This window comes from Gimesia chilikensis, assembly GCF_008329715.1.
GTDB lineage: Bacteria > Planctomycetota > Planctomycetia > Planctomycetales > Planctomycetaceae > Gimesia > Gimesia chilikensis.
The window spans coordinates 400,005-422,935 of record NZ_VTSR01000006.1; the positions used below are offsets into that span (position 1 = coordinate 400,005).

General features: G+C 54.6%; 13 protein-coding genes. 9 read left to right on the top strand and 4 right to left on the bottom strand.

The genetic code is table 11. The features are described 5' to 3' along the window. The first annotated feature begins 743 nt into the window (after window positions 1-743). On the top strand, window positions 744-2,006 hold the full coding sequence (locus FYZ48_RS08605; RefSeq protein WP_149339373.1) for a hypothetical protein: 1,263 nt from the start codon (window positions 744-746) through the stop codon (window positions 2,004-2,006). Between the two features lie 96 nt (window positions 2,007-2,102). Here FYZ48_RS08605 and FYZ48_RS08610 read toward each other — a convergent pair whose 3' ends face one another. After that, window positions 2,103-5,162, bottom strand: a complete 3,060-nt coding sequence (locus FYZ48_RS08610) for a PVC-type heme-binding CxxCH protein (RefSeq protein WP_149339375.1) — start codon at window positions 5,160-5,162, stop codon at window positions 2,103-2,105. A 290-nt stretch (window positions 5,163-5,452) separates the two neighbouring features. Continuing rightward, on the bottom strand, window positions 5,453-7,051 hold the full coding sequence (gene guaA / locus FYZ48_RS08615) for a glutamine-hydrolyzing GMP synthase (RefSeq protein ID WP_187781933.1): 1,599 nt from the start codon (window positions 7,049-7,051) through the stop codon (window positions 5,453-5,455). A 524-nt stretch (window positions 7,052-7,575) separates the two neighbouring features. Here guaA and FYZ48_RS08620 point away from each other — a divergent pair. From FYZ48_RS08620 to FYZ48_RS08645, 6 genes are all read left to right on the top strand, one after another. After that, the gene (locus tag FYZ48_RS08620) at window positions 7,576-8,538 is read left to right on the top strand and encodes a hypothetical protein (protein ID WP_145042613.1); all 963 of its coding nucleotides are present in this window, start codon (window positions 7,576-7,578) and stop codon (window positions 8,536-8,538) included. A gap of 158 nt (window positions 8,539-8,696) precedes the next feature. Beyond that, complete coding sequence (locus FYZ48_RS08625) at window positions 8,697-9,467, top strand: HpcH/HpaI aldolase family protein (protein WP_145042615.1); 771 nt, start codon at window positions 8,697-8,699, stop codon at window positions 9,465-9,467. A gap of 107 nt (window positions 9,468-9,574) precedes the next feature. Next, window positions 9,575-10,939: a DUF1501 domain-containing protein gene (locus FYZ48_RS08630; protein ID WP_149339378.1), complete on the top strand. Its 1,365-nt coding sequence runs from the start codon at window positions 9,575-9,577 to the stop codon at window positions 10,937-10,939. Between the two features lie 197 nt (window positions 10,940-11,136). Continuing rightward, entirely contained in the window at window positions 11,137-14,484 is a 3,348-nt protein-coding gene (locus tag FYZ48_RS08635; RefSeq protein ID WP_149339380.1) for a PSD1 and planctomycete cytochrome C domain-containing protein, read from the top strand. A 19-nt stretch (window positions 14,485-14,503) separates the two neighbouring features. Further along, window positions 14,504-15,913, top strand: coding sequence for a DUF1501 domain-containing protein (locus FYZ48_RS08640; protein ID WP_149339382.1), 1,410 nt, complete (start codon window positions 14,504-14,506; stop codon window positions 15,911-15,913). A gap of 46 nt (window positions 15,914-15,959) precedes the next feature. Next, the gene (locus FYZ48_RS08645) at window positions 15,960-17,231 is read left to right on the top strand and encodes a PQQ-like beta-propeller repeat protein (RefSeq protein ID WP_149339387.1); all 1,272 of its coding nucleotides are present in this window, start codon (window positions 15,960-15,962) and stop codon (window positions 17,229-17,231) included. Between the two features lie 19 nt (window positions 17,232-17,250). Here the strand turns inward: FYZ48_RS08645 and murB are convergent, their stop codons facing one another. Further along, window positions 17,251-18,129: a UDP-N-acetylmuramate dehydrogenase gene (murB, locus tag FYZ48_RS08650; protein WP_149339391.1), complete on the bottom strand. Its 879-nt coding sequence runs from the start codon at window positions 18,127-18,129 to the stop codon at window positions 17,251-17,253. After that, window positions 18,095-19,546: a UDP-N-acetylmuramate--L-alanine ligase gene (gene murC / locus FYZ48_RS08655; protein ID WP_149339396.1), complete on the bottom strand. Its 1,452-nt coding sequence runs from the start codon at window positions 19,544-19,546 to the stop codon at window positions 18,095-18,097. The genes murB and murC overlap by 35 nt, the downstream gene beginning before the upstream one ends. Window positions 19,547-19,970: 424 nt before the next feature. On the opposite strand from murC, the gene FYZ48_RS08660 reads away from it, so the two are divergent. After that, window positions 19,971-20,432, top strand: a complete 462-nt coding sequence (locus FYZ48_RS08660; RefSeq protein WP_149339400.1) for a hypothetical protein — start codon at window positions 19,971-19,973, stop codon at window positions 20,430-20,432. Between the two features lie 72 nt (window positions 20,433-20,504). Beyond that, on the top strand, window positions 20,505-22,913 hold the full coding sequence (locus FYZ48_RS08665) for a hypothetical protein (RefSeq protein WP_149339404.1): 2,409 nt from the start codon (window positions 20,505-20,507) through the stop codon (window positions 22,911-22,913). Window positions 22,914-22,931 lie beyond the last annotated feature (18 nt).

Sequence of the window (22,931 nt, forward strand, 5' to 3'; positions counted from 1 at the left end):
TACGACCTTTATGCCAGTCTGTTTTGTAATGTTTGGTAGCTACTTCTTTGACTCAGACTTCTGCAAAAACCGCCTGTTTTCTTCCCAGGCCAACAATTTTCACTATTTTTACGTAATTACAGAAATCCAGACTTTGATGCTAAAAACTAGTCTGAACCGATGTCAAAGAAATTTGCACAAAATAGGTAAAATATAATTGGTGGATTCCACTTATAACAATCATGACAGCGTCCAAAATCGGGGTTTGAGGCAGGATTGAAGACCGCTTATTTGAAACAAACGGCACAACTGGCCTGCTGCCAGGACCTGGAATCTACACCATAGAGACGAGTGGCCTGAATAAAACTAACCAGTATTCACTTTGTCTCGCCACCATTTCTTAATTTTTTCTATTATCACAAACCGATTGATATAAAGGTTTTAGCCCCACGGGATTTTTGACAGCCTGGCAATTGGGGAAGTTTGTGATGACAGGCAAAAGTATACATTTGAAACTTTCTTCGCGAAAAATCGTACTGTTTTTTCAAGATATACCGTTTTTAATGGTCTTCGTGGCAATGCTGAGCCGATCAATTATGACAACGGGTTGTCTACATAGCCCCGGTTGCTGCTGTACTTACGCACAAAAAATACTCTGAGATCACAATTTCGTGTTTTGTCGGAGCGGTTAGTTTTTAATTAGCATCTTTCAGTCAGCCTGATTCAGAACCATCAGGCCTGAACTGAAATGGAGAGATTAAGCTATGAGAACGAACGGATTCGTTGGCTTGATAATTGCGGGAATCTGCTGCATTTCTTCACCATCCCTGTTTGCGCAGGCAGATTACCCGGTCGAACCATCTAATGAATCTGAAGGGGTCTTCAGAATATCCAATACTTCAGACTACCAGTATGAAGAATATGAGCCGGCCGCCGTCGATGCCGTCTCGTTCGCCCCTTCCTCTCCACGGACCTCCGATCTGTCACCGATCGCCATGCCCGAAGGCGGCGCCATGGTTTCGAATGACTACTACGGGGGTGGCGAATACTACACCCCCGCTGAAGGTGAATATTACGGTCCCGTAGAACAATACAGCCAGGGCGACTGGATCGAAGATCCTTACCTGGAAGAAGGTTCCTATGAACGTCTGGGGCTCGTCTTCGGTGCTGCTGCCGTCTTTCTGAAGCCAGGCTTCGACACAGACACAGCCTTCACCACAGAAGATCAGACCGGACCTGCTACCATTACAACATCCAACGACTTCGGATACAGCTACCAGACAGCTCCCCGTATCAATCTGGGACTGATTGACAACGAAGGCCTCAGTGCCCAGGTTCGCTGGTTCCAGCTGGAAGATAACTCTGGTGCCAGTGCCATTGCCGGTAACAACTTCACCTTCTTCAACGGTCTGCCGACCAAGACTGCCATCGGCGGTCTGCGAGCCGGTGGTCAGGCAGGTGACTTCGTCGTCGCTGCCAGCCAGATGAAACTGTACACAATCGATGTCGATCTGAGCCAGGAACTGAACTTCGAACGCTGGCAAACCACATTCGGTGGTGGTTACCGTCACGCATCGGTCAGTCAGGCATACCAGGCTTATGGTACCGCCAGTGGTGCCGCAGTCGCTTCTGATGTCGGACATCGCTTCGACGGTAACGGTATCGTCGTCTTCGGTGAAGCACGTCGTCCCCTCGGATTATGGGATCGTCGTACTAAAGGAACTTCCAGCCTCTCGCTGATCTCCAGTGCCAAATACTCGGCTCTGTGGGGTAAGTCGAAATACTCCGCCGTAGACTCCAACCCCGGCCCGGTGAATGCCATTGCTCAGACCAGTGAAAACAAATCTCTGAGCATCGCTGAAATTCAGGTTGGTATGCAGGCTGACTTCGTCCTGCAGACCGGTGCTCTGGTCTGGGTGCGTGCCGCCTGGGATGGTATCTGGTGGAACGGTGCCGGTTCAGCAGCTTCTGAATCAGGCGACCTGAGCCTGCTCGGTGGTTCAATCAGCCTCGGGATGGACTGGTAAACCACACCCACTTTCGTAAGACAACAGTCAAACAGCCCCGCCAGATCAATCTGACGGGGCTGTTTTCGTAAACATTATCTGTTCTGTAAGGCGCTGCTACTTCTTCTCAGCAGGTGCTTCCAGAGTCTTGATAAACTTCAGCAGATCAGCCATCTGTTGCGGAGTGATCTCTTTTTCCAGACCATTCGGCATCAGTGATACACCATTGGACAGCAGGGTATCGATATTATTCCGCAGAATAATATCTTCCTTGCCTTCCGCACGACGAATCGTATAGCTGGTGGCTGTTTCCGCGGCGATAATCCCCGTGAACAGTTTGCCCTGCTCGGTCACAATCGTGTAAGTATTGTAGTTCGATTGTGCTTCGCGGCTCGGATCCAGAATGGCGATCAACAGGTCGTGGTCGGACTTGTTCTTGGTCGTTGCCATGTTTGGTCCAACGTTGTGCCCCATGTCCCCTGCCTGATGGCAGCCGGCACAGTTCTTCTTATAGATCGCCAGACCACGCTCGGCATCCCCGTCCATTTCCAGGGCAGTTTCGTAGCTCTTCACGATTTTCGCACGGTCGCTGTTCACTTCGCTGCCCAGTACTTTCTGAGCCTGCTTGTGAATCGTCTTATTGGGATGATTCATCAGCAGGTCCTTCTTGTCGCGAGCAATCTCGTTCAGCCTGACCTGCTTGTTCTGAATCGCCTTCAGCAGACTGTCGATCCGCCCCGTAGACCCCAGCAGGGCATCAATCACTTCGATCCGCACTACCGGGCTGAAACCAGACCAGTTGGCCAGCAGAGCATCACTCACGTCTTCGTGCTCCATCCGTGACAAAGCCTCAACTGCTGCCAGCTGAATTTTGGGAGAAGACCGTGGATTCAGGACTTCGGAAAGCACTTCACCGCCGGCACTGAAATCAAAGAATCCCAGCAGTCGTACGGCAGCGACCCGATCGGCAACAGGCTTCTCTTCGTCTTCCGCGATCGCAACAGCATCTTCTACCATCTTGTCGAAGCGTGCTTTCACAGCCGGGTCGAGTTGTTTGTCTTTGATCAGTGTTGCCAGCGAAGCACCACGACGTCCCAGACCTTCACCCAGAGCTCCCAGCACCAGCTGTTTCTGAGCCAGAGGCACGGAATCATCGGAGACATATTCCAGTACTGCTACCGCATCTGCAGTCTCTTTTTTCGCTCCGGCAATTCGCAGCAACTCTGTTACCAGAGACCGCTTACTGCCAGAAGGACTGTTCCTGGCCGCTTTGAGGAAGTTGACCGCCAGGGGACCAGCAATGTCCGCGGAAGAGGTCAGAACTGCCACCTGCATATCACCATCGTAGACTGGGGAATTGACCAGTTTCGTCAGACCGGTAATCGCGGTCTGTTTGTCGAATTCTCCCAGTGAGAATGCCAGCTGTAACTGCACCCGGTATTGCGGATCGTCCACCAGCGCCAGTACGGCTTCCGCCAGTTGCGGGTTTTCCTGAGCCTGTTTTTCAGACAGACGAATTGCATGTTCACGGATGCCTGGCTCCGGATCTTTCAGTGCTGTCATCAACAGCTCTGCGTCCAGAGCGTTGAGCCCGTCCAGCGTCCACAATGCATGCAGACGTGCCAGTGGCTTGTCAGAAGTCTTGAACAGTTTCACCAGGTGTGGAACAGCTGCTTTATCCTGACGCTCCCAGATCAGCCGCTGCGCGGTTTCCCGGTTCCAGCTGTTGGGAGATTCCATCTGCAACACCAGCTGATCGACGGGCAGCTTACCCAGTTTCTGAACGGGGAAGACCTTGCCGTTGGGTCCCAGCAGACGGTAAACGCGGCCGCGATCATGTCCGCTTTCCAGGTCGAGATGCCGTTTGATATCTTCTGGAATCGAGAACGGATGCTCGATGGTTTCGCGGTACATGTCCAGCACCCACAGCGTTCCATCCGGAGCGTTGACAAAGTTCACAGGACGGAACCAGTTGTCCGGTGAGGTAATAAATTCCGTGTTTTCGTCCGCACGGGACGCGACATAAGTGGCGCCTTTGGAGCCCATTGTTTTACGGTGAATCAGGTTTCCGCCCACATCACCGATGAAAGCATTCCCCTGATATTTTTCCGGATACGCACCGCCCCGGTAGATGGTGACCCCTGTCGCCGAGGTGAAGAAACCGGTTGCCACCAGCTCGGTCGGAGACAGACGTTTGCGGAAATTCGGATCTGCGGCCCGACGGGCGGTCCGCACAACACGATAGGGTTCCGGAGGGCTCTGGCGATAAACGGGAGCAGCCGCCCCTTTGCGGGCAGCCGTACGCAGCACACCTGGCACAGCCAGATAGGCATTCCGCTTCAGGTAATGACTCGGATAGACGACGTGCTGAATGTGGTTGCTGTTACTGCAGACAAACCGGTTGCCCCAGTCGTCCATGGAGTGGCCGAACTGAGATCCACCAGACACCGGCTCAAGTTCCTGAGTTTTCGGGTTGAGTTTCAGGTCGCGACGACCGGCGGGAATGACTTCTTTCCCATCTTTCAGGATCGAACCGCCATTGGTTCCCCCGGCGAAATAGATGTGGTTGTCCAGGCTCCATTTCATATTGTTGGCCAGTCCCTGAACGTTGTTGGTCCGCAGGCCGGTGAAGACGGTCTTGCGGATGTCCGCTTTGTTGTCGCCGTCGGTATCCTTGAAATAGTAGATATTCGGCGGTGCGATCACATACACGCCTCCGTCATAACAGCAGACGGAAGTCGGCCAGGTGATCTTGTCGGCGAAGACAAAGCTTTTGTCCATTTTGCCGTCGCCATTGGTATCTTTCAGCAGTCGAATTACGCCCGCTTCTTTTCTGACGGGGCGATCAAAATAATCGGGAACCTGATCCGGCAAATAGGGATAGCCCCGCATTTCTGCAACGAACATCTGTCCGTTTTCATCAAAGCAGGCATCGACCGGGTCCATGACATCCGGTTCCGCAGCCACGAGGTCCAGTTTGAAATCGTGCTCCAGCTTGAACCCGTTCAAACTGTCTTTGGGAGTGGTGGCGGGAATCCGCTTCAGGCGTTTGGAGAGATCTCCTTCGTCGGCCAGGGGCTTCTGTGCCGTCGCCGCGGAATAAAAGCCGCCCGCCGCCAGTACCAGACCGGAACAACAGACCGCTGCCAGATAGAACATGTTTCTCTTGGAAACCATAAATTCGACTTTCTCTGTCAGAAATGCGTTAAGTGGGACTCAGGCATTCCGAGGCGTAAACAGACCGGGAAACAGGCAGGGGTTCCCCGAACTTCAACAGGTTCAACACCAGTCAGACTGCCAGGCGCGATAAATTATAAAGAACATTAACGAATGTATTCTACCTTACCCGGATCGACTGGGAAATCAAGTCCAGTTCGCGCGAAAAGTAGAAGGCGAGCGCTTGCAGCTTCGATTATTACGCCTGACTTAAACCTGCCGACAGAGAGAAATGGCAGGGAATCGGGAAATTATTCCCATTCAATTGTGCTGGGTGGCTTGGAGCTGATGTCATACACGACCCGGTTGATCCCCCGTACGTTATTGGTGATCCGGGTCGACATCCGTTCCAGCACTTCGTGAGGCAGCGGAGACCAGTTCGCTGTCATGAAATCGTCCGTCTCGACGGCACGAATCGCAGCGACATCTTCATAGGTCCGTCCATCTCCCATCACACCCACAGAGCGAATCGGCAACAGCACGGCGAAGGCCTGCTTGGTCTTGCGATAGAGATTCGCCTTGTGCAGTTCTTCGATCACAATCACATCAGCTTCCCGCAGAACTTTGAGACGTTCTTCGGTCACTTCCCCCAGGCAGCGAACTGCCAGTCCGGGACCGGGGAAGGGATGGCGGTAAATCAGTTCGTCAGGCAGGCCCAGTTCGTGCCCCATCTGACGGACTTCGTCCTTGAACAGTTCCCGCAGTGGCTCGATCAGTTCAAAACCCAGTTTTTCAGGGAGTCCGCCGACGTTATGGTGCAATTTGATAGTTGCTGCCTGTCCGTCCTTATTGGCGCCAGACTCAATCACGTCGGGATACAATGTTCCCTGAGCCAGGAAGTGAGCGTTTTTGATCGATTTGGCTTCATCCTGGAAGACTTCGATAAACAGGCGGCCGATGATCTTACGTTTTTCCTGGGGATCGACCACACCTTTGAGTTCCGAAAGGAACAGATCTTTCGCATCCACCACGTGCAGGTCGGTTTTGAAGTGCTCACCAAAGCGGTGTTCGACTTCATCTGCTTCCCCTTTTCGCAGCAGACCGTTATCGACGAAAATACAGGATAGCTGTGAGCCGATGGCCCGGTACAGCAGTGCGGCAACAACGGAGGAATCAACGCCCCCTGACAGACCGCAGATCACCTGCTTGTCTCCGACGCGGGCCCGGATATTTTCGATTTCCTGCTCGATCAGGTTCGAGATCTTCCAGGTCCCCTGGCAGCCACATACCTTCTGTACGAAGTTCGAAAGCAGCATTCCGCCGAATTCGGTATGTGTCACTTCCGGGTGGAACTGCAAACCGTATAAAGGTTTGTCGTGATGCTTGACCGCAGCAAACTGACAGGTTTCGGTTGAAGCCAGCGAATCGAAGTGCTCACTCAGATTCTGTACCTGGTCGCCGTGGCTCATCCAGGCGATGAATTCAGTGGGTACGCCGGAAAAGAGATTCGTATGATCGCTGACCGTACAAGGCGTCCGACCAAATTCGCGAGACTCTCCCCCCCGTACTTCACACCCCTGAGAAAGACAGACCAGCTGCATACCGTAGCAGATACCCAGAATCGGAATACCCAGATCAAAGATCGCCGGATCAGGCTGGGGAGCCCCTTCGCCATACACGCTGGCAGGACCGCCCGAAAGAATAATCCCCTTTGGATTCAGTTCTTTAATCCGTTCTGCAGACAGATCAGCTCGTGTCAGCAGACTGAAAACATTCTGTTCACGTACACGCCGCGTAATCAGCTGAGCGGTCTGGGATCCGAAATCCAGAACCAGAATCAACTCTTCCTGACGGGTATTCAGTAAACTCTGAGAGGGAGCATCCAGCTCGGAGACATGGGATTCAGTCATTACGTTCTCTGATAGGGCAATCGGTGATAGAAAGGGCATCAGCGGCCGGGGCGCTCAAGGCCTCTGCTGCGTTCCACTATTCTCAGATTCAGTCCCCACGTCTCGAAAGAGAGGAGGGCTGAAAAGCAAGCCGCCATCTTAGCGATTCACCCCGCGAAATCCAATTCTGCACACGCCTTTCCAGTCAGGAAAGCAGGAATCTTTGCAGGCCAGTCAAAATACGAAAAATACGAAACATGTAGGTTTACCAGCCTCGGTTTTCAGCGATTTCCCGACTCTCAATTTGCGTATATATTTTCCACAAGAATCATGTGTAAATAGACTTACAGCAAAACAAACAGATCGGAACCCTTTGAATCATTTCTGTCGATCTGTCCGATAATTCCAGTAATCCGACTCCTGAGGGAAAATCCCGTTTGACGGAATGAGCCAGTGCACAGGGGTCCCGATCGATTTCTTCCAAGCCTCAGGGAATCGGTACCGTTTCCACTCCTTCATACAAATATTGCCAGGAATAGATAATCATGCTTCTCCAATGGAATCGTTTTTTCACCAGACACTGTCTGGCTCTGGTCGCAGGGACCTCAATGCTCATGGCAGGAGCCGAATTACAGGCACAGGTCATTCCCGGCACCGGGACACGTATCGATGGTTCCTGGGACGACTTCGAAGATGAATCCTGGGAATACGTGCCCAATCTGCCGAAAAGCAGTACCAACGTCGACAAACAGACCCGCTACCCGCTGGGCCAGTCGACCAACGGCGTCTGGACCGAAAGTGCCAAGCGCGGCCAGATGGATGTCATTCAACGTGTCCCCACTCCCGCCGGCGGTCTGCCCGGCAGCAAAGGGGCACTGCTGCTGAAAACTCTGCATACCGGCGTTCCCGGTCATGGCAGCCGGAGCAGCAACCAGGATGACCTGATCATGAACGGAACCATGGTCTCTGTCGGTTTATCCCCCAGTGTGATCACTCGCGTTTATCTGCCCCCCTTCGAAGAATGGGAAGACAAAACCGGTACTTCATTCGGCTTCCGTGCTGCTGTAAAAGCTCCCATGAAGTCCAGCACTCCCAGCCGTCGTCGCTTCTTCCGCACGATCGGTTCTTCAACCAAAATTGAAACCATTTACCTCGGGATGTTCATTCAGTTCAACAGCAAGACCGACTCTGCCAGTGGTGAAGATTCCGCTGTGTTCGTAGTTCGCGCTGATACCAGCGGCCAGGACTTCATCGGTCCCGAAATCAAACAGACCGGCTGGTGGACACTGGGTATGTCCTTCACACCAGACGGACGGGTTCACTACTATGCCAGCCCGGGCGTCGATCCGCTGACACCGGCTGACCGCTTCGCTTCACATGCTCCCTACGGCACCCGGATCCAGTCCTTCCACACGGCGTTCTTCAACGTCTGTAACCAGGACAACGGTCGTACCTGGTCGACCGAGTGGATCATCGATGACCCCGCCATGTACTACCTGGCTCGCTGAGAACTTAGTCAGGTAATACGAAATAATAACTGATTTCAACGACGGCATACTCTCGTGAGGGTATGCCGTCGTCTGTTTTATACGTATCATGGGTGCTGGCGCTGACTTCTGTCAGTCGCGGTTTCGACCGTTGACCATCTATTGCAGGACCCTCTGAGATGTTTGAAAACAAGATCAAAACACTGCTTTCCCAGGGTGAAGTCGCACTGGGAGTCGGCATGCCCGATGCTTCGGAAATTCTCGCAAAGCTCTCCGTCGACACGGGAGTCGATTTCCTCTGGATCGATCTGGAGCATCGTCCCTACAGTGTCAACGAAGTCAAACACCTCCCGATCATCGCCCGCCGCGCCGGCTGTATGCCGATGATCCGTGTCCCCGGACTCGATCCGATCTATTTCAAGAAAGCGCTCGATATCGGCGCAAACACGATCATGGTCCCGCAGATCAATAATGCGGAAGAAGCCCGCCTGGCAGTCCAGTACGCCAAGTATCCGCCCGAAGGAACCCGGGGCGTCTCTCCCGACTGGACCATGTTCATGGACTTCTCCTTCGATGACTACCTGCCACACGCGAATGAAGAAACCGCCATCGTCGCGCAGATCGAATCTCCCGAGGGGATCGAAAACATTGAAGAAATCGCGGCCGTCGACGGCATTGATGTGATCTTCGCCGGCCCGATGGACCTCTCTGCTTCACTGGGTGTCATCGGTCAGATTCAACATCCCGACCTGCTCAAACTGCTTGCCGAGATCCCCGCGCGGGCCGCCAAGGCAAATAAACCCGCCGGCATCACCTTCGCCGACCTCGACCGCTGCCGAGAAGCGATCGACCAGGGTTATCGATTCGTCAATATCGGCTCCATCGCCAGCCTGGGTGGAATCGGCATCCGCGCCGTCCTGCCCGAACTTCGCGAACGGGTTCGAAAATAATCTTCGGACTCCTCTGGAACACATAAACAGCATTTGATACAATTCGGCCCTTGCCCCGTTTCCGACTACGGCACTCCTGCCTTCACCACACCGGGAGAGACATCAAGATGCTGACACTGCTGGGAAAAGACCAGGCACGCGGTTCCTTTTGCGATCGTTTATCCAGGCGCAATTTTCTGCAGATCGGCAGTCTCGGGCTGTCCGGTCTGACACTGCCCCGCCTGCTGCAGGCCGAATCCCAGTCTGAGAAACCGAAACGTCAGAAGTCGGTCATCATGATTTACCTGGTCGGCGGACCGCCCCACCAGGATATGATCGACCTCAAACCAGAGGCCCCCAAAGAAATCGCCGGCCCCTGGCGTCCCATTGCCACCAATGTTCCCGGCATTGAAATCTGTGAAGCGTTTCCCCGTATGGCCCGGATGATGGATAAAATGGTACTCGTCCGTTCCATCGTCGGCTCCCAGAGCGGACACGACGCCATCCAGTGCTTTAACGGACACAACCCACGCAAGCTGACTCCCCAGGGAGGCTGGCCTCAGTTCGGTTCGACTGTCGCTAAGATCCAGGGACCTTATGTTGAATCTGCGCCCCCCTTCATCAGTCTCTGCTATCCCTGCACCCACGGACCTTACAACGAACCCGGTCCCGGCTTCCTGGGACTGTCCGAGTCCCCTTTCCGTCCCATGGGCCCGACGCGACACGACATGGTGCTAAACGGCATCTCTCTGGAACGTCTCGCTGATCGCAAACAACTGCTGCAGAGCATCGATAACTTCAAACGCGAAGCAGATGCCTCGGGCATGATGACCGGCCTCGACACCTTTACCGAACAGGCAATGGGCGTTCTCACCTCTTCCCAGTTGGCGGAAGCGCTGGACCTGTCTCAGGAAGATCCGGAAACCGTCAAACGATACGGCACGGGAGATCCCACCGTCTTTATCGACAGCAACGGTGCACCGCGTGTGCCACAAAGTATGCTGGTAGCCCGCCGCCTGATCGAAGCTGGTGCCCGCGTTGTGACACTCAATTACAGTAAATGGGACTGGCACGGCGGGAAGAATAACTCAATCTTCAAACGCGAAGCAGAAGACTTCCCGGTCTTTGATCAATGCGTGAGTGCCCTGCTCGAAGACCTGCACCAACGCGGACTGTCAGATGACTGCACCGTTGCCATCTGGGGGGAATTCGGACGGACTCCCAAAATCAGTACGCAGGTCGGCCGCGATCACTGGCCCCGCGTCAATTCCGCCATCCTGTTTGGCGGCGGGATGCAGACCGGTCAGGTGATTGGCGCCACCGATCGCCTGGGAGGCGAAGCCGTCGACCGCCCGGTTACGTTCCCCGAGCTGTTTGCCACTCTGTATCACAATCTGGGTATCGACACAGAGCATACCACGCTCCTCGATTTCAGTGGCCGACCGCAGTACCTGGTCGAAGATCACGCCCGACCGCTGCCCGAACTCATCTGAGTTCTGGCCCGGGAAACCGGCTCTCTTTGCTCACGAGCCCGATTAAAACTTGAATCGCCGCATCAAAACACGTTAATATAAGACGTAGCGGCGACTTCTGTCGCTCCCTCCTGAATTCGGTGCTGCGTAGGAATTTCGTGGCGCCCGCTGGCCTCAGCTGAATCAACACCAGAACTCCGACCAGGAACTCCGCGAGCATGAAGCAACTTTTTCGAATCACCTTTGCCTGCCTGCTGCTGGTCTGCCTCGCCTGTTTCTCGACTTCCGCAGAAGAACCAACCACCAACGCCACGAAGAAACCACAGTTCTCTCCCGAACAGCTGGAGTTCTTCGAAAAATCAATCCGCCCCCTGCTCGCCGAACACTGCTATGCCTGCCACAGCGGACAGGCCAAACGCCTCGAAGGGGGACTGCGCCTCGATTCGCGTGCTCTGGTGATTAAGGGAGGCGATTCGGGTTCTTCGATTCAGCTTAAAACTCCCCACGACAGCCTGCTGCTGGAAGCGGTGCGTTATGAGTCCTTTGAAATGCCCCCCAACACGCGATTGAAACAGGCACAGATCGACGCGCTGACCCGCTGGGTTGAAATGGGCCTCCCCTGGCCCGATGAGAAAGCCCCTGAAGATAACACGCAGACCGAAGCCTTCGATCTCCAGCAGCGCCGCCAGGCACACTGGGCCTGGAAAGACCTGAAGCCAGTCCCTCTTCCTGCCGTTCGAAATCAGGGCTGGTCTGATCATCCCGTCGATCATTTCATCCTCGCCGGTCTGGAAGCAAAGGAGCTCGCTCCCGCCGCTGCCGCCGATAAACGGACTCTGCTGCGGAGACTCTACTTCGACCTGATCGGCCTGCCCCCCACTCCCGCGCAGATTGATGAATACCTGAATGACAAATCCCCCAATGCGACCGCGAAAGTAGTCGATCAGCTGCTCGCGTCCCCGCACTTTGGGGAACGCTGGGCCCGTCACTGGCTCGACCTGATGCGCTATGCTGAATCCCGGGGTCACGAGTTCGATAACGACGCCCCCAATGCCTGGCAGTACCGCGACTACGTGATCCGGGCTCTGAATTCCGATCTGCCCTACGATCAGTTTGTCACGGAACATATCGCCGGCGACCTGTTACCCGAACCACGTCTGAACCCGGAGAGTGGTTTCAACGAATCGGTCCTCGCAACCGCCTTCTGGTTCCTGGGCGAATGGGTGCACTCTCCAGTCGATATCCGCAAAGACGAAACCGATCGCTTCGACAATGCCATCGATGTCATGACCAAATCCTTCCTGGGCATGACCGTGGCCTGTGCCCGCTGTCACGATCACAAATTCGATGCAATCTCCACCCGCGACTATTACGCTCTCTACGGCTATCTGCAGAGCAGTAACTATCACCAGGTTCGCTTTGAATCGATGGAGCACAATCGTTCCATCGCCGCGAAGGCAGAACAGTTGCATCAACGTCAGCAGGCCCTGTTCAAAGCGAAACTCAAAGCCGCATTCCAGGACGAAGTCCAGAATTTCTCCCGTTATTACGAGAGTGCATCCGAACTGGCCCGGCAGACAAAGTCTCCCCAAAGTGAACAGCAGCTGCAGACAAAGGCTGCGAAACAGGGGCTCAATCCGGCGATCCTCAAACGCTGGGTCGCTTTCCTGCAGAACAACAAGTCCGCGGAAGAGGAACTGAAGGCCGCCATCATGCTGGAGGTGGGCGTCCCCGCTTCATTGGCTCCCGCCAGCCCCTTTGGTCCGGGCAAACCGGAATCACCCGCGCGGACCATCGTCAATTATGACACCTGTCCCCCTGAAAATTTCATCGTTGACGGCTTCACCTTTGGACTGGCACCACGGCCCCGGGGAACGCTGCTGCTCGATCCCGCCAGCAAAGCACTGTCGCTCAAGATCCAGAATGAAGGTGCCGCGATCCGCGATCCTCTCTGGAACGATCTGGAAGATGTGAAGACGCCACAGATGATCCAGAAAAACAGACTGCGTTCTTATCCCCGTGCCGGCAGGACGCTCCGGACTCCCACATTCGAGGCCAAAGGTTCCGTCGCCTACCGTGTCAAAGGTTCCTGCTGGGTCTATGCCTGTGTCGATTCGCACCGTCTGCTCTTTGGTCCCCTGCATGGATCCACTCTGAAAAAAGTTGACGCTGACAAAGCCGGTAAACCTTTGTGGGTCTTTCATGATCTCTCCCGCTACAACGGACATCGGGTGCACCTCGAGTTCACGCCCATCGGCAAAGAGCCACTCGAAGTCTACCAGGTCAAGTATGCAGCCGAGTTCCCCGAACCCGATCTGACCTCGATCAGTCTCCAGACGCCCCAGGTGCAACAGGCCTTCAATGATGCATTCCGGGAATTCTGTGACACGACGGACAAACCTTCTTCGCAGACAACTGCGTTGATCAACTGGGTGCTCAGCCATCCCGACCTGTTTTCCAATCCGGAAGATTCAGACAGAAAAGCCCTGCAGCAGGCACTCCGCGACTATCAGTCCGAGCGCGATCAGCTGCAGAAACAGATTCAAAATAAATCCCGCACCGCGATGGCCATCATGGATGGCAGTGCCGAGAACGACCACGTCCTGATTCGGGGCAGTCATCAGAATCAGGGCACTGTCGTGGAACGTCGCTTCCTGGAAGCCCTCGAAGGAACCAGCCCCCAGGTTACCGGCAGTGGAAGACTGGAACTGGCCCGGGAAATTAACGACCCTGCCAATCCATTAACACACCGTGTGATTGTCAACCGCATCTGGGCACATCTGTTTGGACGGGGAATCGTCCCCAGCGTCGATAACTTCGGCGTGTTGGGCGAGCGTCCTTCGCATCCGGAACTGCTCGACTTCCTGGCACTGAAATTCCTCGAACAGGACCGTTCGATCAAACAGATGATCAAGTACCTGGTTCTCTCCAAAACTTACCAGCAGGCCAGCCAGACATCCCTGGATGTCGCCGAGATCGATCCGGACAATGTCCTGCTTTACAAAATGCCGCTGAAGCGACTCGAAGGCGAAGCGATCCGCGATGCCCTGCTCAGCATCTCCGGAAGACTGCAACCTGAACTGTACGGCCCCTCGGTTCCCATCCACCTCACGAAATTCATGGATGGACGCGGCAAGCCACCGGTCAACGGCCCCCTGGATGGAGAGGGCAGACGTTCCGTCTACATTCAGGTCCGTCGCAATTTTCTCTCGCCGATGATGCTCGCATATGATACTCCCAGCCCCTTCAGCACGATGGGCCGTCGCAACGTCTCCAACGTTCCCGCTCAGGCTCTGATCATGATGAACGATCCGTTCGTGATTCAACAGGCTCGCCTCTGGGGAGAACACATCGCCGCGAATCCCAAATTAACGACAGATCAGGAACGTATCCGCTGGATGTATGAATCGGCCCTGGGGCGTCCGCCAGCGCAGGCCGAGTTACAGGCCGCGGAGCAGTTCCTGCAGGCTCAGAGAACGACAAACCCGGCAGCACAACCCGCAGAAACCTGGGGCGAGCTGGGGCATGTCATCTTTAATCTCAAAGAATTTATCTACGTCTTCTAATATCAGGAAAGTCGGCAGCATGCATTGTGGCCAATTTCGATACCAGTTCACTCGCCGTCAAATGCTCCAGCAGTGTGCGAACGGCTTCGGCGCCGCCGCCCTGACGGCCCTGCTGCAGGACCGCGCGTTCTCCGGAGTGACAGCGGAGAGAACCCACTTTCCAGCCACAGCGAAAAACGTCATCTTCCTCTACATGGATGGCGGACCTTCGCAGGTCGACACCTTCGACCCCAAACCAATGCTCTCCAAATACAATGGCAAAAGTCCGGGCGATTTTTTCAAAGTCGAAGACACCCAGTTCGACAACGTCGGTAAAGTGCTCGAAAGCCCCTGGAAATTTAAACCCTACGGCGAAAGCGGGATTCCCGTCAGTGATCTGTTCCCCCAGGTCGGTTCCTGTATCGATGATATCGCTGTCATTCGCTCAGTTGTCTCGAACTTTCCCGAACATACCTTTGCCAATTACTTCCTGCATACCGGCAGCGGTCTGCAGGGACGACCCAGCATGGGTGCCTGGGTCAACTATGGTCTGGGCAGTGAATGCCAGAACCTGCCCGGCTTTGTGGTCATCAACGGTGGACTGATTCCTCCCGGCGGTCTCGACTGCTTCAACAGCGGTTTTCTCCCCGCCAGCTTCCAGGGCTCGGTCTTCAAGCCGGGAGGCAGCGGTATTGCCAACGTGGAACGCCAGGAAAAGACCAGCCGTACCCAGGTGGAAAAACTCAAACTGATGCAGCAGCTGGACCGGTTCAAACAACAGGAGACCGGCAGGCACGACGAAATTGACTCCGCGATCTCCAATTATGAACTCGCCTATAAAATGCAGATGGCAATTCCCGATCTGATGTCGTTCAAAAGCGAAAGCAAGCCAACGCTCGATCTCTACGGATTCAGTGAGGAATATGAGCCCACACGCACTTTCGCAGCCGAGTGTCTGCTCGCACGCCGGCTGGTCGAGCGAGGCGTGCGGTTTGTCGAACTGACCTGTCCCAACGTCAAGGGCGACCGCTGGGATCAGCACAGCAATCTGAAACTCCATCACGCCAACAATGCCCGGGCGGTCGACCAGCCCATCGCGGGGCTGCTCAAAGATCTCAAACAGCGCGGGCTGCTCGATTCCACGCTGGTCATCTGGGGAGGCGAATTCGGCCGAACCCCCTTCGCCCAGGGAACCAACGGTCGCGATCACAATCCATTCGGTTTCACCATGTGGATGGCCGGCGGCGGTGTTAAAGGGGGCACCACTTACGGGACGACCGATGAATGGGGCTATAAAGTTGTCGAGAATCGCGTTGAAATCCACGACATTCATGCCACGATGCTACACCTGCTGGGACTGGATCATACCAGATCCACGTTCCGCTTTGGTGGACGGGATATGCGTCTGACCGACGTCCATGGACACGTCGTGCACGATGTCATTGCCTGAGTGAGTTGAAACAATCTAAACCAAATCCGTTTCGCAAGGCACTCCGATGAAACAGTTCCTGCGCCCGTTCTGTTCGACCCTGGTTCTACTCTGTGTGTCTCTCTCCGTGGCATCTGCCGAGGACTGGCCCGCCTTTCGTGGTCCCCAGGGAAATGGCATCTCTCACGAAACGAAAGTCCCCCTTAAATGGAGTCAATCCGAGAACATCCTCTGGAAAGTGCCGTTGCCTGCAGCGGGTAACAGCAGCCCCATCGTCTCTAACGGACGCGTATTCATTACCTGTGCCGAGAATGAAGGTCGCCAGCGGAGCCTTTACTGTTTCGACCGCAAGAACGGCAAGCAGCTCTGGATGCGGACCGTCAACTTTGACAAAGTGAAGCCCACCCACAAAACCAATAATTACTGCGGTTCGACTCCCGTCGCGAATGGCAAACGCGTCGTGGCCTGGCACAGCTCAGCCGGACTGTACTGTTACGACTTTGACGGCAACGAGGTCTGGCACCGCGACCTGGGTGAGTTTGATCACATGTGGGGCTACGGTGTCTCTCCGGTCTTGCATGAAGGAAAAGTCATACTGCATTGCGGTCCCGGGAAGCGGGTCTTCATGACCGCCATCGATCTGGAGAGTGGCAAAACGATTTGGGAAACCGATGAACCCGTCGAAAATAACGGCGAGCGAAATAACGATCGCAAATACATGGGTTCCTGGAGTACTCCCGTGATTGCCCGCATCAACGATCGCAGTCTGGTCATCTGCAGCATGTCCCTCCGCGTGAACGCCTATGATCCCGAAACGGGTGACATCGTCTGGAGTTGTTCCGGACTCCGGGGACAGAAAGGGGACCTATGCTACACCTCTCCCGTGCTGGCAGATCAGATCTGCGTCGCCATGGGTGGCTTCAACGGCCCCGCGATCGGCTTTCGCATGCAGGGGACGGGTGACATTACTGAGTCCGCTCGACTCTGGCGTAAGGAACCGAATCCGCAACGCATCTCCACCGGCGTGTTTACTGCAGCCCATTTCTTCATGGCCAACGCCGGACCGAATATTGTGCAATGCATCAATCCGCAATCCGGCGAGATCGTCTGGCAGGAACGTTCCGGTGGTGCCGCCTGCTGGGGATCTTTGATCCTGGCTGACGGCCACCTGTTCGTTACCGACCAACAGGGAACAACGCATGTCTTCAAGCCGAATGCGGAACGCTTTGAAACGGTCGCTCAGAACAAACTGGGCGAACGTAGTAATTCCACACCCGCGTTCTCAGATGGGCAGATCTTCATCCGTACGTTCCAGCATCTGTACTGTATCGGCAACTGAAGCAGCAACGAGCGGCTGATTACCAGAGCTCGATTTCCAGTTCGAGATCGACGCCGAACTTTTCAGAGACGGTATTCTGCGCGAGGTTGATCAGATCAAGCACATTCTCCGTCGTCGCACTTTCATCATTGATGATAAAGTTCGCGTGACGGTCGCTGATTTCGGCTCCCCCGATGCGGGTCCCTTTGAGGCCCGCCTGCTCAATCAGAGCCCCGGCGTGCATCCCGCGCGGATTTTTGAAGATACAGCCCGCAGACTGGTGTGTGAGAGGCTGGTTGGCCTTCTTCATGATCCAGTTCTTTTTCATGCGTTCAGTCAGCTCATCTGCATCAGCCTGCTGCAACTCGAAGGTCGCCTCCAGAATCGCCAGCTCATTGATGCTGCTTTCCCGGTAGCTGAAGCTGAGTTCATCTGCGGTCCGCACGAACTTTTCACCCCGGGCGGTCAGCACAGATACGGATTTGGCGAACTGGCCGATGTCACCGTTGTGCCCGCCGGCATTGCCGTGCAGTGCGCCACCAACCGTACCGGGAATCCCTACCAGCCCTTCCAGGCCGGCCAGTCCCTCTTTGACGGTCTGTGAGACCAGGTTCGAGAGCAGTGCCCCCGCTCCTGCGGTGACGGTTGTCCCCTCGATGCTGATCTGGGCGAATTCCTGATCATGAATGCGGATCACGGCACCTTGCACGCCGGAATCCTTGATCAGAATATTGGATCCGCCCCCAAAGACGCGTACAGGAATTTCATTTTCTGCACAGCATTTGACGACCGCCTGCAGTTCATCTGCGTTCCGTGGCTCCAGAAAGAACTGGGCCGGACCGCCGATTTTGAACCACGAGTATTTCGCCAGGGGTTCGGAATGTTTAAGAATGTCTTTGAAGTCTTCGATTGAACTCATGATGGATCCGATTTATTTCGCCAGCACCCATAGTTATGATGATATCACCAGATTGAGCCTCAGTCTCTAAAGTTGAGACGATCTGGTCAAGGGAACTGCCGAATCTGACCGCAGCATTATGCAGAAGAATTCGCTGAACAAGCTCTTTGGACGTATCAACGGGTTCCGTTCCCAGCTTTTCCCGGGCTGCATACACCGGTGCAATCAGTACTTCGTCCGCCAGTCGAAAACTGCGGGAGTAAGAATCCATCATGGCCTGCGTCCGCGAGACCTGATGCGGTTCATAAACACACCAGACCTTGCGATCCGGATATTCCTGTCTCAAGAGGTTGAGGGTGGCCTGAATCGCCGTTGGATGGTGTGCATAATCGTCGATCAGTGTGATGCCCTTATAAGAGCCTCGATGCTCGTAGCGACGACGAATCCCTGGAAACTGGTAGATTCCTTCGCGAATGTCTTCAGCAGGGACTCCCGCCGAGTGACAGAGAATTGCGGCGACCATCGCGTTACTCACATTATGGCGGCCCCGTTTCTGCAGGGAAATCTCGGAAAAGTACTCACCCTGGTAGAACAGTCGGAAACGCTGACCGTAGGTAGTCTGCTTGATGTCTGTGGCCCACCAGTCTGCTTCCTCTTCCAGCGAAAACGTTGCGATTTTTGCCAGACAGGCTGTGCGAATTTCCACGGCGCCGCGACAGGCAGCCGGCATAATCAATGTTCCGTCAGCCGGAATCCGGGCTACGAACTCGGCATACGCGGAGGTCATATCATCCTGATTCTTAAAGTAATCGAAATGATCGGGCTCAATGTTGGTAATGGCCGCGTAATAGGGGTAGAGATTCAGAAAACTCCGCTGGTATTCACAGCTTTCCGCTACAAATAAAGGACCTTCTCCTGCCCAGCCATTCAGGTTCTGGTTACAGAGTTCGGCTCCAATTACGGCCGAAGGGGAAACGCCGGCATTCTCCAGTACAAATGCGGTCAGTGCTGTGGTGGTGCTTTTGCCGTGGGTTCCTGCGATACAGACGCCCTGCTTCTGCCGCATCAGGTTGCCCAGCATCTGTGTGTAGGAGAGCTGGGGAATTCCCATTCGCTGTGCGAAGCGTCGTTCGGGGTTTGCCAGTCCAATCGCCGGGCTGTAGATCAGCACGTTGGTCCCTTCCGGAACGAAACGTTTGTCGTGGCCCTGATGAACCCGGTAGCCGCCTGCCTGTAAGGCCTGATCCGTCGGCAGCGCAGGACTCAAGTCTGAGCCGGTCACGCGGCAACCGGCGCTGGCCAGGTATTCCGCGAGTGCTTTCATCCCGGATCCACAAATGCCGACCAGGTGCGCAGAGGCAGGTAATCCGGCAGAGTCGAGCCGAAAATCCTGATTCAAGATTCCCTGTTGATGCGTATTCGTTTTTGACAGGATCATAGTCGCCTTAATGTCTATCTGAGGCCCCGACAGGTTATTCCCGCTGGCATCAGTACCGGCGGGTCTTGATTTCGGTAGAATCACTCCGAAATCCCACGACTCTCTCTATCGGGAATCACTGCGTGCGGAATCCATTGGTTATGACATTTGTTTCGACTGGATAAACATTATCGAATAACAGGATCCTGTTGCATCAAGCCGGTCATCTGGAGAATCTTGATAAGATAGACAGCTATAGCTGGGTTTTTCTGAAATCCGTTTCATTTCCCTGATTTCTGCACAATTTTTCCAGGATCTTATAATTCTTTACCGGCTGCGATACAATGCATTATGCCTCGAAATGGATTCTGCCTGAAGAGCAATTTCCTGGTCCGCAGTCTCGACGGTCTGCTGTTCAACAGAATATCCCTGAAAGGAGTTACCAATGCAGAGCCCCGCTTTCGATCCGCAACAGGCCCATCGCCACTTTGCGGCGACCTGTTTCAATAAAACCTGGGATTATCTGGACAAGGCAGATCGCACCGCTGCTGAAAATCTGGCCATGATTTCTGCCTGTCACGCCTCTCATTGGCACTGGGCGCAATACGAGGAACATACGCCGGAGAACATTTCGATCGCGTACTGGCAGCTGGCTCGGGTCTATGCGGTCACCAATCAACCCAGCAATGCGTTCAGCTACGCCATGCTCTGCCTGAAAGTCACGCAGGACAACCATCTTAAGCCTTTTTGCCTGGCCTATGCCTACGAAGCCCTCGCCCGGGCAGCTTCCGTCGCCAATAAGCCCGAAGAAGTGGAAACATACAAACAACAGGCAAAAAATATTGCGGAAACGGACCTCGAAGGAGATGAAAAACAGCAATTGCTGGATGATCTGAATACAATATAAGAGACAAGACCTCTCTCTTGTGAGGATCTCAGCAGACACGTCCTATTGTTTTTCCATTCTTAGACAGCACTTATGCAAACGCTGAAACGAGCCTTGGAAGCCTATTTTGATATCCCCGCTGCCGGGCCGGGTCAGGGTTCTGCCTGGAATTTCCACTGGAATACTCCCTGGCCAGCCTGGATGCCCAACTGGATCGTGCTGCTGCTGGCTACGGGCATTGTGTTCCTGCTGGTCTACGCCTACCTCAAAGATACAGCCCACCTCGATCTGAAAAAGAAAAGCCTGCTGATCGGCATTCGACTGATCGTGTTCCTGATTGTCGTCTTGTTCCTCACCCGCTTTACGCTGACGATTCATCGCACGGGTCTGCCTTTCGTGGCACTGTTGATCGATGATTCCGCCAGCATGGGACTCGAAGACAATTACACAGGCACGCCGGAGATGAGCCCCGCCAACCTGAAAGAGTTTGAAGGCAAACCGCGGCTCTCGCTCGCTCGAGACCTGCTGTTGAAAGACGAGGCCCGCTTCCTCACCGAGCTGCAGAGGAAACATAAACTGCGACTCTATCACTTTTCCGAAGACTGCCTCCCCCTGGGTGATCCGGATTTTCTCGATCAGACCAACCAGCAGTCCACACAGGAAACACTCAAACAACTGGTTCCCACAGGTAAAGAGACGCGGCCTTACCACGCGGTACAGAAAGTCCTCAACGATTTTCGTGGCACCCCACCAACGGCGATCATTGTCCTGAGTGACGGCATCTCCAGTACGGGAGAGCTGGATCACCTGTCCCGCGCCGCGCCTCTGGCCAAGTCGAAGCTCGTCCCCATCTTTCCGGTCGGCATTGGCAGCGAGCAGCCCGTGCGTGATCTGCAGTTATACGATCTGCTCGTGGACGATGTGGCCTTCGTGAACGACCCGGTCAATCTGTCTGCGAAAGTCAAAACATTCGGCATCAATTCGGGGACGCTCTCCCTGGTATTAAAGGATGCCAAGACCGGCAGTCCCCTGGCCACGCGTCAGATTCCGGTCAATTCCCGCAAAGAGTTTCAGAAGATTGAGCTCACTTTTACTCCCACGACACCGGGGCTGTTTGAATACGAATTCGAAGTCGAGCCAGTCGAAGGGGAAGTCAATCAGAAAAACAATCAGCAGAGCGGCCAGGTTTCGGTCCTGGATCAGAAAATCCGGGTGCTGCTCGTCGATTCGGTTCCACGTTATGAGTATCGTTACCTGAAACATCTGCTCGAGCGGGATAAGACCATCGAGCTCCGTAGCATCCTGCAGGAATCGGACCTGGAATACTCGTCGGAAGACTCCACGGCACTCGATTACTTCCCGGTTAAAAAAGAAGACCTCTACCAGTATGATGTTGTGATTTTGGGAGATGCCGATCCGGCTTACTTCAGCCAGGCCGTCTTCGAAAACCTCGATCAGTTCGTCAGAGAAAAAGGGGGCGGACTGATCGTCGTAGCCGGCCCCCGGTTTTCCCCGCAGGCCTACTTCAACACCCCCTTGCAGGGTCTGCTGCCGGTCGAGATATCCAAGGCCGCTCCCAATGCAGAATACGCCCCTGTGATCGAAGGTTTTCAGCCAGAGCTGACCACCGAAGGGCAGTTCAGCACATCCATCTTCCGCTTTGCCGACAGTGCTGAAGAGAGCCAGCGAATCTGGAACAGGCTTCCGGAACTCTATTGGTTCTTTACCGCTGACGACGTCAAACCCGGTGCAACGGTCTTCGCCATCCATCCCACCCAGAAGGGCAAGGACGGAAAGCCGATCCCCATTATCTCAACACAGCGAGTGGGAGCCGGTAAGGTGATTTTCAACGCCACCGACGATCTCTGGCGGTGGCGGGACCTGGTAGGTGACTTATACTATTCCCGCTACTGGGTTCAGGCCATTCGCTACCTGAGTCGTTCCAAACTGCTCAACCAGGAACAGGCCATCGAACTCACACTGGATCGCAAAACATACCAGCAGGGAGATACCGTCCAGTTTCGCGTCAAGTTTCTCGATGAACGACTGATCCCGGGCGACTCCGAACCGGTCACGGTCATGCTCGAGCGCAAAGGGGAAGCGTCGCGGCCCGTACAGCTGACACCCCGGGAAACTGCCCCTAATATTTTCGAGGGCAGTTATTCGAACATCCCGGAGGGTGCCTATCACACCTGGGTCGCACATCCCATCCTGGAAGGGACGCCCCCCTCAGACGATTTTCGAGTTGAAATATCCCAGCAGGAGCTGCTGAACCGGGATATGGATCGCAGCGATCTGCAGAAAACAGCCCGCGAAACCCGCGGAAAGTATTTTCATATCCTGGACGCGGAACAACTGCCGGAAGCGGTTCCCGCCGGACATCCGATTCCGCTGGAAAATGAAGAACCAATCCCGCTCTGGAATCGCTGGGAATTTCTGATTCTCTTCACTTTACTGATCTCGGTAGAATGGCTCTTAAGAAAACGTTTTCGACTGGTATAATAATCTTTTAGCGTTCTG

What these genes read in the sequence shown, in the direction of transcription:
- FYZ48_RS08605 (WP_149339373.1), top strand. Translation starts at nt 744, where the DNA reads ATGAGAACGAACGGATTCGTTGGCTTGATAATTGCGGGAATCTGCTGC.
- FYZ48_RS08610 (WP_149339375.1), bottom strand. Translation starts at nt 5,162, where the DNA reads ATGGTTTCCAAGAGAAACATGTTCTATCTGGCAGCGGTCTGTTGTTCC.
- guaA (WP_187781933.1), bottom strand. Translation starts at nt 7,051, where the DNA reads ATGACTGAATCCCATGTCTCCGAGCTGGATGCTCCCTCTCAGAGTTTA.
- FYZ48_RS08620 (WP_145042613.1), top strand. Translation starts at nt 7,576, where the DNA reads ATGCTTCTCCAATGGAATCGTTTTTTCACCAGACACTGTCTGGCTCTG.
- FYZ48_RS08625 (WP_145042615.1), top strand. Translation starts at nt 8,697, where the DNA reads ATGTTTGAAAACAAGATCAAAACACTGCTTTCCCAGGGTGAAGTCGCA.
- FYZ48_RS08630 (WP_149339378.1), top strand. Translation starts at nt 9,575, where the DNA reads ATGCTGACACTGCTGGGAAAAGACCAGGCACGCGGTTCCTTTTGCGAT.
- FYZ48_RS08635 (WP_149339380.1), top strand. Translation starts at nt 11,137, where the DNA reads ATGAAGCAACTTTTTCGAATCACCTTTGCCTGCCTGCTGCTGGTCTGC.
- FYZ48_RS08640 (WP_149339382.1), top strand. Translation starts at nt 14,504, where the DNA reads ATGCATTGTGGCCAATTTCGATACCAGTTCACTCGCCGTCAAATGCTC.
- FYZ48_RS08645 (WP_149339387.1), top strand. Translation starts at nt 15,960, where the DNA reads ATGAAACAGTTCCTGCGCCCGTTCTGTTCGACCCTGGTTCTACTCTGT.
- murB (WP_149339391.1), bottom strand. Translation starts at nt 18,129, where the DNA reads ATGAGTTCAATCGAAGACTTCAAAGACATTCTTAAACATTCCGAACCC.
- murC (WP_149339396.1), bottom strand. Translation starts at nt 19,546, where the DNA reads ATGATCCTGTCAAAAACGAATACGCATCAACAGGGAATCTTGAATCAG.
- FYZ48_RS08660 (WP_149339400.1), top strand. Translation starts at nt 19,971, where the DNA reads ATGCAGAGCCCCGCTTTCGATCCGCAACAGGCCCATCGCCACTTTGCG.
- FYZ48_RS08665 (WP_149339404.1), top strand. Translation starts at nt 20,505, where the DNA reads ATGCAAACGCTGAAACGAGCCTTGGAAGCCTATTTTGATATCCCCGCT.